This window comes from Bacillus sp. 522_BSPC (assembly GCF_001076885.1).
GTDB lineage: Bacteria > Bacillota > Bacilli > Bacillales > Cytobacillaceae > Niallia > Niallia hominis.
Genome location: NZ_JVDT01000248.1, coordinates 32,618 through 49,704, shown reverse-complemented (window position 1 = coordinate 49,704; position 17,087 = coordinate 32,618). Strand labels below are relative to the sequence as shown.

Here is a 17,087-nt window from a genome sequence, read left to right as displayed (position 1 = left end):
CACACCTCATTTTAACTCCAAATACTTTTTGTTTCTTAAAGGAGGCTTCCAGCTTTTACAACTATTATCACTATTTCGTAGGACCAGTAGCTCTATCTAGTTTTTAAATCAGCAATCAATGATTCTACTGATTTTGTTAATGATGGATTTTCATATGTAACGAAAAGCTGATCAGGAAAGTAGTCATCATAAACCGCCTGCTTCTCTAACCAACGGGTATCGTAATCATCCTTACCAATCATCCCCAAATGCTCCCAGTAATACTCTTTACCGTTTATTGTAATGGTGAAATCAGGGGATATTCGATTATCTCCATTGTAATACATTTCTTTCTCATATTCGTATTTAATATTATGTTGATGTAACAAGTTTGAAATGATTACCTCGGATTTTGAGCGTACAAGATCACCTTTTGTCGTTGAATAAATTTTGCCAAGTAGAAACTTAGGAACTCCTAAATGCCGCCCAATTTCCTGATGTAATTCCCTTGAATTTCCACAGTTTTCAAGGATATGAACAAAGTAATCTAAATGGGCGTGCTTAAATTCTTGTTTATCTTTCCCGTATTGCTCTAGTCGCTGCAATGCTTGTTCATCAAGTTCTTCTAAATTACTGTGAATAATTAAGCACTTCCCAAGGCTTTTTTCCAGTCTCACCCGATCAGTTACAATGGATTCAAAAATAATGTCGCTAATTTCTTTGGCGGACTTACCGCTTTTTTTCATTGTGGTGATAATATTTTTAGTTTTCGTTAAGGACATTAAAGTTGTTAACTCAGAATCATTTACATTAGAAAAAACATCAAGATTCGTAATACCTTTTGCCACAATTTCAATTATCCCATTATCCACAAAATAAGGCAGACATTTTTGTATATCCTCGTCATCAAAATAGGAAAGTGTTTTATATCCTATTTTGTTAGAAGTCATTTTGGTAAATGCTTCTTTCAATTCATCAATAGTAGGGAAGGATTTATTAATAAAATGAGATTTTTTGACCTCTATATTTTTGTTTGAATATAACAGATAAGCATTAGATGCCTGTTTGTCACGAGAGGCTCTCCCAACTTCTTGATAATATTGGGCAACTGATTCAGGGATCATAAAATGAATTACAACACGAATATCAGGAATATCTATGCCCATTCCAAAAGCATTTGTTGCAAATACTACATCTAATTCATTGTTTTTAAAGCGTTCTATAATATTTTGCTTCTCTTTGGAGGACACCTCTCCATGGAAATGCGTTGCCCTAATGCCTTTCTCTATGGCTAATTTCGCCAAATCTTCAGTACTGTTCTTTCCTTTTACCCGATATATATAGACAAGAGTCTTTTCGTTCTGATGAATCTTGAGCAATTGCCATAATTTTCCTAGCTTTTCATCCTCTTTAATGAATTTAAAGGTCTTCAATTCAATTTCTGTTCGGACAAGCAAATCACTTTTTATTACTGCTCTATTTTTTATTCGAAAAGATTCACAAATGTCAGCTACTTCCTTTCTATTTAAAGTAGCCGATAAACCAAGTATCGTTGGCCAATTATCACCATAAACATTATCTAGAAAAGTGGGGATATGCTTATAAAATGGGCGAAAACTATGACCCCATTGGGAAACGCAGTGGATCTCATCTATAGCAATTAATTTGAACTCATCTTTCCGCGCCTTTACGCAATACTCAAACAACCCATCAGTAGATATCCTTTCAGGGCTTGCAAAAATAAAGTCAGGATTTAGTTCTCGTCTATAAAAATCCTTTAGCAATTTTACTTGTTTCTTTGCATCAATACCTGCGTGTAAAGTTAATACTTTATACCCATGTTCCTCCAGATTATTAGCCTGTTCATCGATTAGAGCGGTTAAAGGAGAAATCACTAGGGTAATCCCATTAAGGCCCAATCCAGATAGCCAATAAGTTAAGGATTTACCTCCACCAGTTGGCATAATACAAAGAGTGTTCTCTTTTGTAAGCACCGATTGAATGACGGTTTCTTGAAAATCAGTTAAATCAAATTTCGCAGCCAATTTTGGAAATGATTGTTTAAATAAATTTTTTATATCCATGAGTATGGTTTATCCTCCGAACTGCTTGATATAAATTTAATGTCTTCCTCATGCATTTTCGCAATAAAAGTAAAGAATTGGTCTACCAAAACATAACGATATTCATCAGGTATTTGAACACGATTCTTCTCAGCTTCTTTTTTCAAAAGTAGGTAAACTTGATAAGCGTAAAAGCTAAATAATTCATAAGGATAAAAATAGTTTTGGTTAGTGAGACTCTTTTCCACGTTAATCATTAGAAACTGGGAACCTTCCTCACATTCAAAAGTCTTTTTATCAGTTAGATACCAGAGAGCCCAAATGGCTTCTTTTGAACGATATGGAAAATATGCTGGATGCAATTTAAATAAAAATTGGCTCTTAATCCCTCCACCTATTACCCCGAAAACAGAGTAGTCCTCTGTATCTAGTTCTTTAAATTCCAAATCACTTAACGAACTTATTGAATCATAATCAAAATCTTCACATTCTGCTGCATAATTATTGGCAAAGGAGGCTAAATTTTGACAAACGGAAAGTAATTCATTAGGATTGGATTTATTAAATTCGTACTTATATTTATCTAACTCCTTGGCAGGACTCATTAGCGTTCCAAGAATAATAGGACAATCCTTTTTCAATACACTTTTAAATCCTGCGGGATTATCCTCATATTCTTCTAATGCTTCTTCCTCTAGTAAGTCTTTATACTTTTTACGATCTTTTTCAAACTTTTCAATACCTTCACTAATAATTCTCTTTAATACCGAACCGGTATTCTTTTGACGAGTTTTTACAACACCTTCACTACCGAACTTTTCAGCTAACTTTTTAACTTGTTCTTCTTTTAATGCTGCTCCTGCTTCTGATTGAAAAAATAAATCAAAGTAATCATGAAAATTTGCCTTTATCTCTGTCAAAACACCTTCTATATGTTGCTCTTCATAACATTTTTCTTCAATGTTATTTGGATAGTACATAATAATTCCCTCCGGTCAGTAACTATTTCTACATAATTAGGATGTTAAATTTTTATTTTTTTTAAATAAACTATTAGTTGAAAAACAGTTAAATATTTTTCAAGTATTTTGGATTAATCCTAACACGCTCATTTAAACAGTGTTTCTTCCAATAATAGTTATCTCTGTCAACATTATTATTACATATTGAGGTGAACTCACCTCTTAGTTCTTTATTCTCGAAAATAAAATAATCTCTATTCTTTTGACCACTCAGCATACTCATAAATGAAAAACCATAAGTTGAATAATTGTTAATCCCTGCTGTTCCCTTTGGAATAATATTTGCTATTTCTTGTATAGTAAATGTTTTGGTAATATCTTTCCGTTGCTTTTCAACTTCCACTAAAAAACTTACAAATAGTTTATCTGCATTTACGTTGTTTTCAAGATTTGTTGTACTAAATAGTTTAAATTCCGAACATTCCCAATCAAAAGCAACCAATAATTACTTCCTCCTTAATTAACGATTAATTCTTTTTCCAAAATGAATTCGGCTACATACTTGTTTGAAACTACCTTTTGGTCTGTTACGAACGTAACACTGTATTTTGCTCTAGTTATTGCAACATATAAACCAGCTTTAGACTTCGGACTACTTACTGCAAGGTAATCATTTTGTAAGAATTTTTGTATCGGCCCATTAACTAAAATAACAACTCTTTCAAAAGTTAGTCCCTTAGATTTTCCGAAGTTTAGAGGAAATAAATAATCTGGACATTTTGTCCTTTTATCATATCTCAAAACTACTGGCTTATATTTTTTTATATATTCCTGTAGGTCACGACTTTTAATATAAAACACACCATCATGACCGGTTATAAGTTTGTTTGTTGAAGTGGTTTGGGGCATTTCAGGGTAAAGTGAATCGGCTACATCGCATATTAATTGGTTACCTCTATGGCACTCCGTCTTATAGTGAATTGAACAAATCTTTTGTTTTTCCCACTCGGAAAATAAATTAAATATATGGGTCCCTTTGTATTTCTTGTTCTTTCTCCCGTTGTTCGTGAACAGTGTAGCTTGTCTATTGTCTCCCACCAAAATTGTGTTGATCTTGGAGAATAATAACAGGTATAGAAAGTCTAAGTCCGATCCTGCTAAATCCTGAACTTCATCTATCATTATTAGATCATACATATTTTCTAGACGGCTAATTACCATGCCTTTTGATAGTAAATTTACATTAAGCACAAATTCACATATTTTATCCGTGTAAATATACTTGCCTTCCCGGAGATAGTATCTCTTAGTATCTCTTCTTGGGACGAACGGCACTGACATACCATTTACGAACTCGATATTCTCAATTCGCTTTTCATCATACAAGAAGTTTTGATACGGTCTTACGCATTCTCTTAGTAAGAACGAGAACCAAGTTTGTATAGTAACATTGGGGGGAATAAACCCCAAATCTTGATAAAACTTGTTTTTAATCTCTTCTGTGTTATCGATAGTAAATGTTGTTATTAAGATTTTTTTATCATTACATTCCTTAGCTCTTTTAACTAAATCTGATGTTTTTCCTGAACCAGCGGCAGCAATTATTACTGTATTATTCAATAGCTTCATTTATATACTCCGGTATTACAATTACTTCCTCTGTGTCAAAAATCCTCAAAGCACATTCATTTTTATTGCCAGAAGCAGTCATATATTTTATTAAATCGTCTTTTGTAGAAAACTCTTTTCCTAGGATATTATTCATTCTTTGAATTTCATTTACTGCAACCAACTGAGGTTCCAGTGTTTTTAATGTCTCATCAGTGCTGTGACAGATTTTAATTGTTGGATGAGATAAATACTCACTATACTTATTTTTTATATTTTGTTCTACATTCCCGTCGTTATCAGTAACTACAGCAACTTGCTTTTTTAATTTATCAGCAATTTCAAGAAAACGTTTAAATGATAACCCTCTTACGGTTATTACGTCTATGCCATCATGAATAGGCAATTTATTGTACTTTTGTAGGTATGCCTTTTGAACGATAAGTTCATCAGAAGGTCCTTCCACTAGAATCGCTTTTTCCGATAACAATAATCGGAGAGTGTCGTAGCCCGGAAGTTTTTTGAAATACTCATATGTATCTTCATTTAAATCTGTTAAGGTCATATGATTACCGTTATTAATAAGAATTACCTTATCTAACCCCAATTTATTTAATACATAATTACTATGGGTTGTTAATACAATCTGCTTCCCTTCGCACTTACTAGAAATTTGGTCTACTAGTTTATTCAGATTTGTGAATGATAGGTGATTTTCTGGCTCTTCAATTAATACAACATGAGCATCGTTTTCACTAGCTTCTAGCGACAATTTTAGTTTAATTGAATTCTGTTCACCTTTTCCTATTAAATCAAACGGTATACTATCTAAATAAGCAATGAGGTTAGATTCCCAACCGTTTTTTTGAGAAATATCTAAAGAAATTGCCAGATTCTTTTCCGATATTTCTCCCGTTCTTTGAGATAGCGCCGTATTCAACTCCGAGATTGCTTCAATACTAGAAAATTGCTCTTTAATATCTCTAAAATGGAAATTTAGAGCTGCACGTTGTTTGGAATCCAATGTGCCACCAATAACATTAGATATATACCTATCAGGACCATTCCATGTTTTTCCTTCAGTAGTATCAATAAGGATGCATTTTACAGGGACGTTTCGGCTGGTGATGGCATTAGATGCAAAAGAATGCCAACTAACCTTATAGTACTCAATTGGAACATTATAAATATCAGATGTGGATTCAATATAATGCTCATATTCTTCAGAGTATTCTTCATTAAACTCAATTTCTAACTTTACACCACAAGCATTCTCTCTAACTGAATTGATTGTTCCTTTTAAATGCGATGTTTGTTCATTCTCTTGGATATAAATTTCTATTAATATATGTGGTGGTTTTTCTCTGCTACCCCGTTTAACATCACAAATATACCTATTAACAATCTCTTTATTAAAAATAAATGGATTTAACTCGTTATGTATACTCCGCCGATGGAGTAAACCAGTTAAGGCCAAGTTAATTGCTTCCAAAATAGTAGATTTACCTTGCTCATTATTTCCTACAAGGATGTTCATAGTATCATTCAATCTTAAATCCAAGTTTTGAATGGATTTATAGTTTTTTATTATGATTCTATTAATCACTGTAACTCACCACTTTCTTGAATCTTAAAGTATGGAATCTTCTAGAGAAATGGTTGTAATGCAGCACCATTTTATGTAATTGTCATTTAATATAATTGTATAATTTTCCATCTATTAATTCTACAAATTGCGATAATTTTTTCACAATTCATTTTACATAAAAAAATGTACCGTAGTTTTTCGAGATAAGTCCTTTTTTAGCAAATAGAAGATTAGAAGATGATTGCAAGGATGTCTTATATAAGATTAAAGGGGAGACACCTATCCAAACCTTATTAAAAGGAAAGGAGAAGTGGATTATTTTCTCATTCATTTGGCAATCATATAATTGTTAGTGCAATCTGTATGTCAAAGACAGAAGGGGACAAAAATACTCCTTCTGTTTTTATTTTGTATACATTGCCGTAATTACATATCAGAATATCGCTTTACCTTTTCAAAAAGTTCTATTCTCTCATTTTGTGAAAAGTTTCGAAGCAGATTTACTATTGCTTCAACCGTTAACCATCTACTTTCTTGAACAAAAAACGCTTTTAGGTTTTCTTTAAAGGGAATCGTAATCTGCTCACTCTCAATCCCTGCTTCAATGAAGAGCCTTATTACTTCTTCAATCTTATCCACATTAATTTCCTCTCTTCGTAGCATTAATTCTTGTTCAATACTTGACCAATATGAGGTCAGAAATTCCTCCCACTTATCATCCTCAAGGTAGAAAAAGTCTAGGTAAGATGTTTTCTCTAGGTCAATAAAGTTTTTAGTATATACTACTCTACGACCAAAACTGTTATTTTCTTGAGAATAGAGACTTTGTAAGTTTGAAATTAATTGATTAAACCTCACATCGGCTTGGTGTTCCCATATCTTCTGGAGCAGGGTTAATATTCTCTTAATTCTATTGGGGTCTCTCATAATGTGCTTCATCCTTCCAGAATGATTTTTAATTTAGAGTGTTGCTTTATGCAAGAAGTTTTGTTTTCTAAGATAAAAATAGACACCCTAATAAACATATCAAAGGTGTCTTAAAAAAGGTAACTATAGATTGGGTTTTCTGTTGTAGCTGTCAGCTTGGGTTACTACTCAAGAAATCCCCTCTGCATTACGATTAATCATATCAATAATATCCAAAATCCCTTTTGCTTTTGGTAGTTGGTCTTTGAACACGACTGTTATCCCGCCTAATGTTGTAAAAGGATCCTGTTGTAAAGCTTGACGCTCAAGAGTTCCGTTTTTCACTACATAATCGATAATTAATTCGACAAATCGAGTTTGTTGTAGATTTAGATTTTCTTCTGATAAGAATTTAGAGAAAGCTTCAACAGCTGCTTTTCGGTCTAGTCCAACGATTTTCCGAACAAGTTTTGTTATTGGTGTATCACCAAAATCTTTTTCATACTGTTCTTTAGAGCCTAGTTCATTCCATAGAATTTGCTCTAAGTACTCAATATCTTGTTTAGTTAATGGCTTATTATTACGAAGTTTATAGATTGCTAATGTGTCTTCATGTTGATGTTCTTTTAAATAATGTTCGACCTTTTTACGATAGCTTTGAAGATCATTCACATTTAAAATCGACTCGTTTTCTCTTACTTCCATTACTTCATCTTTAAAATCAGTGTAATAAATTTTCTGTTGGGTACGCTCAATATAGCGAATTAAATCACGCAAGGCCTCACGTACTTTTTCTAAATCTGCTATCGAGGCTTCTTGCCAAAACTCACTTGTTCGCACTTCATCAATAATTTCTTTTTGTGCTTCTACTGATGGAATTGTTCCTAATTTAGAAAGTGCCTCTGCTGTATCAACAACTCGACGAATAGGTTTAGTTGCATTGTTTGACTGCAATTGTGCCAATTCTATTGTTAACATTAATAAGTCAAAACGCTTGGCTAATTCATCATCATCAAGTGGTGCTATTAACGGTGAAATATTTTCTTTTACTTCGTTAGTCTGAACAACGGATAAAGCTTGCCAGTTGTCTGCGTTTTGATACTTATGCACGTATTGCAAATATTGACGCACTCGGAAATTTTCATCGTTTAATGCACGTATATCAGCCAATATTTCTTTTATTAACTGCTGACGGTATTCAGAATAGGGCTGTACTTGATACTGAACATCTTGCAACTCACGAACAATATCCACCTTTGAGTTAAACAACTTTTCTGTAAGGGTTTGTGTGACTTTCGATTCTTCTCCTTTTTCATTGGCACGAAAATACTCAAAGTTTCGCAAATAATCAAAAATCAGGAAATACTCTTTATCCATTCCCGGACCAAATAAATCCTCACACAAACGTGTACCGCGACCAATCATTTGCCAGAATTTCGTTTTAGAACGAACTTTTTTGAAGAAAACGAGATTTACAACTTCTGGTACATCAATTCCTGTATCAAGCATATCAACCGAAATCGCAATTTGTGGCATTTTATTTTTATCTGAAAAGTCATCAATCAACGTTTGGTAATATTCCACGCTGTAATCAATAACTTCTGCAAAACTGCCACCGAATTCAGGGAATTTCAAATCGAAACGCTCTTTAATTGCTAGAGCGTGCTTATGATTTTTCGCAAATATAATTGTCTTTCCTAGTTTATCGCCGCCTTCTACTTTAATGCCGTGTTCCATAACATCTTGCAGAACGTGATCAATTGTATTTTTATTAAAGACAAATTGATTTATCGCAGCACTGTCGATATCTTTTACCTGTGGCTCATCTTCAAAAATTTCATCAAATTCTTCTTGCTCTTCTTTTGATAAATCATCATAACGAATCCCATCATCTAAAATCTTTAATGTTGTCTCACGTGTGCGATAATCAACTAAATACTCGTCTTCTACTGCTTTTGACAGCTCATAGGCAAAAGTAGGTACGCCATTTTCTAAATCAAAAATCGTATACGTGTTTTTATCCAGTTCATCCTTTGGTGTTGCGGTTAACCCAACAAGCATCCCATCAAAATAGTCAAAAATACTTTTATACTTTTGATAAATCGAGCGGTGAGATTCATCGATAATGATTAAATCGAAATGACCGACCGTAAATAAACGGTTTCCATCTTTACTTTTCACTTCATCAATCGAGTTCATCATCGTTGGATATGTTGAAAAAACCATCCGCGCATCCTCTGGATTCGACTTTTTCTCAAGCATATTACTTAAAGACAAGTTCGGTAAGAGTGTGTTAAAGTTACGGAATGCTTGCTTAACAAGTGACTTACGATCCGCTAAAAATAACACATTTTTAATCCAATGATGCCTCGTTAGTACATCCACTAATGAAATGGCAGTACGAGTTTTCCCACTTCCTGTTGCCATGACGAGTAATGCTTTACGCCCGTTATGACTGAATGCATCACAAACAGCCAATATTGCTTCCTTTTGATAATAACGATTAGTTATGTCATCATTAATTTCAATATTGACTAATGGTTTCTTCAACTTTCGGCGATCAATGATAAGTTGTAATTCATCTTGAGTATAAAATCCAGATGTACTGCGAGCAGGATATTCATCATGCCAAATATGGGTTTCAAAGCCATTCGTATAGTAAATAACTGGTCGAATTTGCTGGGCTTGTTCAATACAATCTGCATACAGCTTAGCTTGCTGACGACCAACTTTTGCATCTCTCGAAGTCCGTTTTGCTTCGACAACTGCTAACACTTTACCGTTTGTCCCAAGTAACACATAGTCAACAAAGCCTTCCCCGGTGTTGTTCGGCATTCCTCGCACTGGATATTCCTCAAGCACATTTTTAGCGATTTCCCAGCCTGCTAATTTCAAGTCTAGGTCAATATAACGTTTCCGTGTTTCAAACTCTGATATTTCATCGACTTGAAACTGATATTCTTCTTGTTGCATAACTCGGTTCGCTGTTAACTCCTTACGAAGTTCTTCATTTTGTTTACGCAACTCTTCTAGACTCTGGTCTTTTGCACTTAGTTTTTCATATAAATCGTGAAGTTCTTCCGGTCGTTCACGCTTGTACTCCGATGTATAAAGAAGAGATTCATTAAATTCCGATGATGTAAATTCCTCTGCATAACAATAATCAATCCATGAAATAAATTGATGTAAATTGTGTAATGATAAAACCGCTTCATCTCGTGTAATTGCAACATTTGTATGCACAGCTGCATTGCCTAACTTCACAACATATTTCAACATCGGCAACAATTCTTCATCAATAATGGCTAGGAAATGTCTATCATGAATTAAGCTTGATAAATTATCTTGATATGGAATCTTTACATCTTGGTCAAACTGATACACCCATTTCACCGCTAACTCCAGCGCGCGGCGCGATAAAATCGCACACGTCGCTGGACTAACTTGCATCGCTTTTTCTGCTTCTAAACAAGCATTGGTAAAGCTACTAAATGCTTGTTTCTCCTGCAAAAATCCAAAATTCGACATCACATCAACTCCTTTACGAGATAAATTCATTCAGTTCTTATTGTTAAAACAGTTCCCCTTTGAAGGCTTTCTGGAGTAGTGAATTATACATATTCTCTAGCTTTACCTTACTTGATTGCATTAAAGTTCTCTGTTTTTCAATTTGTTCTATTTTATATGCAAATTCATTTTGCAAATTCAGTGGTGGCAAAATAATAGATAAATTTTCTATTTGCTGCTTTGTTATAGCTTCCCTTGTTGCCCCACCGCTAGTGGCTATTTGCCATAAATATCTCTGATAAATTTCATTTGTAAACAGATTACTTAAAAAAATATGACTAACAAAATTTTCTTTTACCCTTATTATAGAAACATGCTGATTAACTCTTGCGGGTAAAATATTATTAGGAACTATACAACTTCTTGCCACTGAAGCTCCTGTAATATTAAGTAAAATATCATTTTCTTGTACTTCAACATTTTTTAATTTTTCTGCCTGACGATCATCAATAAAGGCTAAATCTTTTAAAGTAAAATTGTTGTTATGGACATTTAAACTTCTTATTAAACTGATACCACTTTCTTTATAACTAGCATTTCCCCCTCTAGGGGTTGAACCTGAACCAATTTTTTCAGTTATATCTTTACAAGATGCTATATCCCATCCTTTAGAATTTGCAACAGGATTTCCAAACATCTCTAAAAACAAACTTTGCGTTAATTCATCTAATGTTGCAAGTTGATAGTGGCGTTTGTTAATCGCATCTTTTACCTTATCCAATACATTTACAATCTTAATCTGTTGTTCTAAAGTTGGTACTGGGATTTCAATAGAAGAAAGCGGTATTTTACTGATAGCTTTAAAAGTACTACCTGTTCCTAAACTAGCAATTCTCTCTTTCATAAATTCCAGCACATAATATAAATATTTAAAATCAATATTCTCTTTACTACGAATGGCAGCTACACCACGACCAATACAACATTCTTCTGTTGCAATATTTACGTCACCAACCGGCGCTCTAACTGACATTAATATATCGTTAGTAATTGCGATTTTTAAGGGTTTATTGCAATACATTCTAGGTATCGGATATAATTCACCGAAGTCCGCTTTACCTTGAAAGAATGGTAAGCCTTCACCACTTTCATTATACGAAGATGAATCAGGAGATTGCCCCATAATTATTTCGCAAACATCGCTCAACTTTCGTAAATTCATTAGCGATTCTCCTTAATTAGTTCTTTTATCTCGTTTAGACCTTTTTGAATATCACTTTCTAAATGTAAAAGCTGATCGATAATAATTTCAGGCTTTTTATATTCCATTTCCTCATACTCAATCTCTTTATACTTATTAATAGATAAGTCATAACTTTGCTCGCGGATTTCATCGACTGGTACCAAGAATGATTGTTCTGTCCGTTTGCGTTCTGCTTCACCTTGTAAGTTACCAAATCGGGCAATAATTTCTGGAATATCATTTTCTGCAATTGGCGTACGATGGTCATTTAAAGAAAATCCATCTGCCCTCATATCATAAAACCAGACTTTATCTGTGCCGCCTGTGCCTGTTTTGGTGAAAACCATGATTCCTGTTGATACTCCGGCATATGGTTTGAATACGCCACTTGGCATAGAAATGATGGCTTCTAGTTTGTTGTTGTCGATAATCTCTTTTCTAATGGCTTTATGGGCATTAGAGCTACCGAATAACACGCCATCTGGTACAATGACAGCTGCTCGTCCACCCGGTTTTAATATACGAAGAATTAATGCTAAAAATAATAATTCTGTCTTAGCAGATTTTGAATTTTTACTCATTACATAGCTCAAATCATTAGCAACTGATTCTTTATCAACGGAACCCTTGAAAGGAGGGTTCGCTAAAACCATTGTATATTTATCTTCATCCTTATTATCTTCAGAAATAGAATCACGATATTCAATATTTGGTGCATCAACACCATGTAGCATCATATTCATTGCACCAATGCGTAACATAGTTGAATCCATATCATACCCGTAAAACATCGTGTTGTGAAAATGTTCTTTTAAACCGTGTACTAGGAATAAATCGTTGTTGTTTTTCCGTAAGTATTCACTTGCTGATACTAAAAATCCCGCTGATCCCATTGCAGGGTCAATAATTGTATCTTTAGGTGTAGGTTTCATTAATTCAACAATCATATTGATAATGTGGCGTGGTGTACGAAACTGACCGTTTGTACCTGAAGTTTGTAACTTTGATAATAGATACTCATATATGTCTCCTTGTGTATCACGATCTTCCATTGGAATACTATCAAGTGCAGTAACAACTTTTTGAAGTGTTGCTGGTTTATTAATCAGGAATGAAGCGTCTTTCATATATTTAGAGAATGCAGAATCCTCTTTGCCGCCTAATGTTTTAATAAACGGGAAGATGGTCGTTACCATAACTTGGTGCATCTCTTCAGCAGGTAGTTGTTTAAATTGAGTCCATCACATTTTTGGCCAATGCTCTTTTTGTATATCTGTAAAATCAGCTGGCATTTCAGAAAATATCCCTGTATGTTCTAAGCCTAAAAAAGCTGCTTCCTTTTCTTTACGCAATTCGCTTTCATCTAATCCTTTAATGAACAGCAAATAAGTTAATTGCTCAATATTTGTTAATGGATTTGTATTGCCCTCTGTCCAAAGCGTTGTCCAAATCCCATCGATTTTATTTTTAATTTCACCTGTAATCATGATGATTTTCCTCCTAAATAATTTCCAGTCTAATTATACTACCTCTTTTATGAAATAAGATATGTGCTTTCTTGGAAAATCTTATTTTGTGTCTTATTTATTTTACCATATCAAAAAAATAGTTACTTAGACCTATAAGAATATTAATTTCTTAAAAGTAAGATGATTAACGCTTGAGGCCAAGAGCATCTATTTCAACTGGAAAGGAGGCTCCAAGAGTGGAGGACAACAAAAAGAAGACAAATACAGACTGGGTGAAATCATGCCTAGACCATTGTGAATCACTTGGAATCTCTAAAACTAGCATTAGTTTGTTCATCCACTTACAGGAACAAAAGTATGGACAAGATCATACAAAAGCTTAAAATTCCCGGATATGAAACAAAAGTGATAATTGTACCACGTAAGAACAAATCAACCAAAGCTGAAAAAATTTCGGATGGCATCCAATTATCACTTGATATAGAGATGGAACCAAATAAGCAAGATTTAAAGAAATAAAGTATAAATCATTCCCCTCACGTCAAAGATGGTAAGCAAATACTTGATGGGAGGGGAAGCTATGACCGAGAAGTATCATGTCGTTAAAGTCAGTTACTCCGAGGAATTATCGTCAGACTCAGAACTTTGGTTCAGGCGCTTTATTGAGAAGGCGTTGTTGGACCATATTGCTAAAGACGATTATAGACTTCAGGCTTTATTGATTAGTAAAAATAATAATTTGAAAGGATTTTACCATGAATGAAAAAGATTTAACGGTCATTTATGGCCGTGTCAGTTCAGCTGCCCAAAGTCTTGAGTTACAGCTTTCTGCAGCTAGGAGATACCTTGAAGCACAGGGTTTAACCGGAAAAGAGGACTTTGTGATCGAACTAACCGATCATGACGTTTCAGCAACAAAGTTTAAAATGAAGGATAGACCAAAACTGATGGAGTTAATCCAACTAATACAAGAAGGTAAAGTTAAAAAGGTTATTGGATATAAGCGGGATCGCTTCGCTAGAAACTTTTATGAGTTTGTGGATATCACAAGAGTTTTTATTAAATATAATGTGGAAGTTGTTTATACAGCTAGCAATGAACCGCCATTCCGAAATAAGTTAGCTCTAGAAGCGTTTTATGGAATGTTCGGACAGATGGAAGGCGAAAATATTCGAACACGTACCAGTGATACCCGCAAGCAATATCCTTCCAGCATCTTTGGATATAAGCGTATAAAGGAAGAAAATCAAGTTTATTTTGTCGTAAATGAGGAAAAGCGAGATTCTATTGTTTCACTATTCACTGAGTTTAGTAATGTGAAAGACGAAGAGCAATTTTTAAACTTTTTTATGACACACCACAAGGGACTAAATCAACCTGAGAAACGACTACGAATTTTAACCAATCCATTTTACGCTGCTCATTACGAATCGAAAAATGGGTTGCACCCAATGGATCATGTAAAACCTATAATCAGTTTGGATTTATATTTGGCAGCCAAGTCTCAGATAGATGAATTTCTAGCTATCTATAAAGAAAAGCTTAATGAGGTTAGTAACCTGTTCACGACAACACCATTGTGCGGCAAATGCGGAAATAAAATGAAGCATCGCAAGCAAAACGTTCTGGATGAAGGTTATTTCGTTTGCAGTGCCAACCATAAAAGGCTGATGATTACAGTTGTTGAATTAAATGATTCCGTTAAGCACGCGGTTCTGGAGCATGTACAGTCTATGTCTGCCCAGTTAGCCAATAAGATTATGTCCAAACATATTGCTAATACAAAGAAACGATTAGAACATGAAAAGGATATCGCAACATCAGAATATCTTGAATCTTCACTTGAGCTAAGTACCATTAACCTAAGCAGCAAATCTGTTATTTCTAGATACTTGGATAGAATTCAAATGTTAAAGGACAAATCCAATAAGATTGGGCAAGATTTATTAGCTTTACAACTATTAAGTAATGAGATTAGAAGGATTGACAAGATTTTATCTCAACAAGAATTAAGCCTTTCGCAACAAGACATTCAACGATTAACGGAATTGCTTGTTCATGATGTCGTAGTTCATGAATCCTATATAGGAATTGATCTATTTCTTTCAACATTTGCAAAGGAATGGAATGCATCATGAGGACAAAAGCAACCGCCTATTTACGTTATTCAGATAAAAAACAAGATGGTAATCATTCATTGGAAATTCAGAAAAACCAAATCCAACTGTTGTCTGAAAGAGAAAATCTAGAAATTGTTGAATGGCGTGCGGACAAAGCAACAAGTGCCTATCACAATAATGCCAGTAAACGTCAAGGTATCCAGATGATTCTTGAGGATATTGAAAATGGCGCAGAAGCGATCTGCTTCTACGAAGAATCTAGAATTACCCGTAGTATCACAGATTTTTATAATGAGGTCTACACCCCTGTTAAACAACAATATCCATTCGTAAGGTTTTTCAGCACTCAATATGATGGTGTTTGGAACCCGAATGACCCTATTGTACAAGCCAAGCTTGTTTTTGCTGCAGAGGAATCGGAAATAAAATCCGTCCGAGCAAAGGATGCTCAAGCAAGTTTACTTGGAGAAAAAAAACGACCCGGCTCTCGTGTACCCGTTGGCTACGATATGGTTGATGGTATCTTATATCCAAGTAAAGATGCTCCAATTGTAGAACTCATCTTTTATCTAACAAGTCTAGGACACTCGCAAGATGTAATAGCTGATTATTTTAACAAATGCAAGATAAGAACGAACAAGATTAAGTATTGGAATAGTAGCACCATTGGTTATGTTTTATCCAACCGCGTCTATTCTGGAAATTTAGCTTGGAATGTTAGAACGAGCTATGAAATCAGCAGATCTAAACCGGAATCTGAAATTGATTTGTTAAGGTATTCGCATGACTCCATTGTCAGTCCGACACTTGTTCATTTGGTAAATCAAATCAACGAATTGAAAGCTCAATACGGTACAATGAGTACGCCTTATTACCTTCGTGGAATAATTAAATGTAAGAAATGTGATGCTTTGCTTCAAGCAAAAGACAATTCTCCCAAAGGTAAAAAAGGTAAATACATGATTTATCGGTGTACAGAATGCAAGAAAACTGTATCTATCATTCCTGTTCACAAAACCGTTTTAAATGATTTGCAACGCAAGTGGAATACTCAACTTTCAACCTTTGTAATAAGTGCTAAGGAACAACTGAAGGGCTGGTCTGCGAAACTCCTAAAGGCTAAAAATAAGCGAAAGGGACTTTTAGAAAAATCACTCTATAATGAGAAAATGCTCGCACCTGATATTACGACCAACACCCTATTGGCTGAAGCTTTCTCAGTTTCACAAATACACTTGCAAGGTGAAATTATGTATATCAATACAACACTGGATGAAATCAATCGATTACTTGAAGACAACTTTCTCGATGCATTTATGAATGAGCTGATACAGGAGAGTTTTTACGACTTTTCAGATACCGAATTACGAGTCTTCTTCCTAATGTATTTCGATGAAGTGATGATTGATTTTGAGAAAAACAACGAAATCCAGATCAGTTATCGTCTTTCTCCATTTATTTCGTTAGAAGTAACAACTGGTCAGCTAACCGAAAAAATTGGCAATAGAGAGAATTTGACTGGTTAAGAAACCGAAATTCTTCTAAGCAACGAATTCAAACTCCATCGTTTGTAGTTCTCTACTCTCAAAAACCCTTGATATCAATGCTTTTTGGGAGTAGCCTTTCGGCTTTCTGACCATCG

General features: G+C 34.3%; 13 protein-coding genes and 1 pseudogene. 5 read left to right on the top strand and 9 right to left on the bottom strand.

The window, feature by feature from the left end; genetic code table 11:
* Nucleotides 1-92: 92 nt before the first annotated feature.
* From ADJ83_RS20570 to ADJ83_RS20530, 9 genes and pseudogenes are all read right to left on the bottom strand, one after another.
* Nucleotides 93-2,063 carry a RecQ family ATP-dependent DNA helicase gene (locus tag ADJ83_RS20570; RefSeq protein ID WP_048718971.1) on the bottom strand — a complete coding sequence of 657 codons (1,971 nt, stop codon included), beginning with the start codon at nucleotides 2,061-2,063 and terminating at the stop codon, nucleotides 93-95.
* Nucleotides 2,054-3,022, bottom strand: coding sequence for a hypothetical protein (locus ADJ83_RS20565; RefSeq protein WP_048718970.1), 969 nt, complete (start codon nucleotides 3,020-3,022; stop codon nucleotides 2,054-2,056). The genes ADJ83_RS20570 and ADJ83_RS20565 overlap by 10 nt, the downstream gene beginning before the upstream one ends.
* 88 nt (nucleotides 3,023-3,110) lie before the next feature.
* Nucleotides 3,111-3,506: a hypothetical protein gene (locus tag ADJ83_RS20560; RefSeq protein ID WP_048718968.1), complete on the bottom strand. Its 396-nt coding sequence runs from the start codon at nucleotides 3,504-3,506 to the stop codon at nucleotides 3,111-3,113.
* A 14-nt stretch (nucleotides 3,507-3,520) separates the two neighbouring features.
* Complete coding sequence (locus ADJ83_RS20555) at nucleotides 3,521-4,633, bottom strand: DEAD/DEAH box helicase (protein ID WP_048718965.1); 1,113 nt, start codon at nucleotides 4,631-4,633, stop codon at nucleotides 3,521-3,523.
* Entirely contained in the window at nucleotides 4,617-6,218 is a 1,602-nt protein-coding gene (locus tag ADJ83_RS20550; RefSeq protein WP_048718963.1) for an ATP-dependent nuclease, read from the bottom strand. Before ADJ83_RS20550 ends, ADJ83_RS20555 begins: the two co-directional genes overlap by 17 nt.
* 408 nt (nucleotides 6,219-6,626) lie before the next feature.
* A complete protein-coding gene (locus ADJ83_RS25935) occupies nucleotides 6,627-7,139 on the bottom strand; it encodes a hypothetical protein (RefSeq protein ID WP_192840965.1) in 513 nt (170 codons plus the stop codon).
* Between the two features lie 156 nt (nucleotides 7,140-7,295).
* A complete protein-coding gene (locus ADJ83_RS20540) occupies nucleotides 7,296-10,634 on the bottom strand; it encodes a DEAD/DEAH box helicase family protein (protein ID WP_192840964.1) in 3,339 nt (1,112 codons plus the stop codon).
* A gap of 43 nt (nucleotides 10,635-10,677) precedes the next feature.
* Nucleotides 10,678-11,835 (bottom strand): restriction endonuclease subunit S, encoded by a 1,158-nt coding sequence (locus tag ADJ83_RS24650; RefSeq protein WP_065429140.1) that lies wholly within the window; start codon nucleotides 11,833-11,835, stop codon nucleotides 10,678-10,680.
* Nucleotides 11,835-13,343, bottom strand: a pseudogene (locus ADJ83_RS20530) (type I restriction-modification system subunit M). The gene ADJ83_RS24650 and the pseudogene ADJ83_RS20530 overlap by 1 nt, the downstream one beginning before the upstream one ends.
* A 218-nt stretch (nucleotides 13,344-13,561) precedes the next feature.
* On the opposite strand from ADJ83_RS20530, the gene ADJ83_RS25770 reads away from it, so the two are divergent.
* The 5 genes from ADJ83_RS25770 (at nucleotide 13,562) to ADJ83_RS20515 (ending at nucleotide 16,971) form a co-directional block, all read left to right on the top strand.
* Nucleotides 13,562-13,708 (top strand): hypothetical protein, encoded by a 147-nt coding sequence (locus ADJ83_RS25770; RefSeq protein ID WP_160314269.1) that lies wholly within the window; start codon nucleotides 13,562-13,564, stop codon nucleotides 13,706-13,708.
* A complete protein-coding gene (locus tag ADJ83_RS25765; protein WP_160314268.1) occupies nucleotides 13,683-13,844 on the top strand; it encodes a hypothetical protein in 162 nt (53 codons plus the stop codon). Before ADJ83_RS25770 ends, ADJ83_RS25765 begins: the two co-directional genes overlap by 26 nt.
* A 61-nt stretch (nucleotides 13,845-13,905) precedes the next feature.
* Complete coding sequence (locus ADJ83_RS20525; protein ID WP_048718958.1) at nucleotides 13,906-14,088, top strand: hypothetical protein; 183 nt, start codon at nucleotides 13,906-13,908, stop codon at nucleotides 14,086-14,088.
* On the top strand, nucleotides 14,081-15,463 hold the full coding sequence (locus ADJ83_RS20520) for a recombinase family protein (RefSeq protein WP_048718955.1): 1,383 nt from the start codon (nucleotides 14,081-14,083) through the stop codon (nucleotides 15,461-15,463). The genes ADJ83_RS20525 and ADJ83_RS20520 overlap by 8 nt, the downstream gene beginning before the upstream one ends.
* Nucleotides 15,460-16,971, top strand: a complete 1,512-nt coding sequence (locus ADJ83_RS20515; RefSeq protein ID WP_048718951.1) for a recombinase family protein — start codon at nucleotides 15,460-15,462, stop codon at nucleotides 16,969-16,971. Before ADJ83_RS20520 ends, ADJ83_RS20515 begins: the two co-directional genes overlap by 4 nt.
* The last annotated feature ends 116 nt before the right edge of the window (nucleotides 16,972-17,087 follow it).

What these genes read in the sequence shown, in the direction of transcription:
- ADJ83_RS20570 (WP_048718971.1), bottom strand. Translation starts at nt 2,063, where the DNA reads ATGGATATAAAAAATTTATTTAAACAATCATTTCCAAAATTGGCTGCG.
- ADJ83_RS20565 (WP_048718970.1), bottom strand. Translation starts at nt 3,022, where the DNA reads ATGTACTATCCAAATAACATTGAAGAAAAATGTTATGAAGAGCAACAT.
- ADJ83_RS20555 (WP_048718965.1), bottom strand. Translation starts at nt 4,633, where the DNA reads ATGAAGCTATTGAATAATACAGTAATAATTGCTGCCGCTGGTTCAGGA.
- ADJ83_RS25935 (WP_192840965.1), bottom strand. Translation starts at nt 7,139, where the DNA reads ATGAAGCACATTATGAGAGACCCCAATAGAATTAAGAGAATATTAACC.
- ADJ83_RS20540 (WP_192840964.1), bottom strand. Translation starts at nt 10,634, where the DNA reads ATGTCGAATTTTGGATTTTTGCAGGAGAAACAAGCATTTAGTAGCTTT.
- ADJ83_RS24650 (WP_065429140.1), bottom strand. Translation starts at nt 11,835, where the DNA reads ATGAATTTACGAAAGTTGAGCGATGTTTGCGAAATAATTATGGGGCAA.
- ADJ83_RS25765 (WP_160314268.1), top strand. Translation starts at nt 13,683, where the DNA reads ATGGACAAGATCATACAAAAGCTTAAAATTCCCGGATATGAAACAAAA.
- ADJ83_RS20525 (WP_048718958.1), top strand. Translation starts at nt 13,906, where the DNA reads ATGACCGAGAAGTATCATGTCGTTAAAGTCAGTTACTCCGAGGAATTA.
- ADJ83_RS20520 (WP_048718955.1), top strand. Translation starts at nt 14,081, where the DNA reads ATGAATGAAAAAGATTTAACGGTCATTTATGGCCGTGTCAGTTCAGCT.
- ADJ83_RS20515 (WP_048718951.1), top strand. Translation starts at nt 15,460, where the DNA reads ATGAGGACAAAAGCAACCGCCTATTTACGTTATTCAGATAAAAAACAA.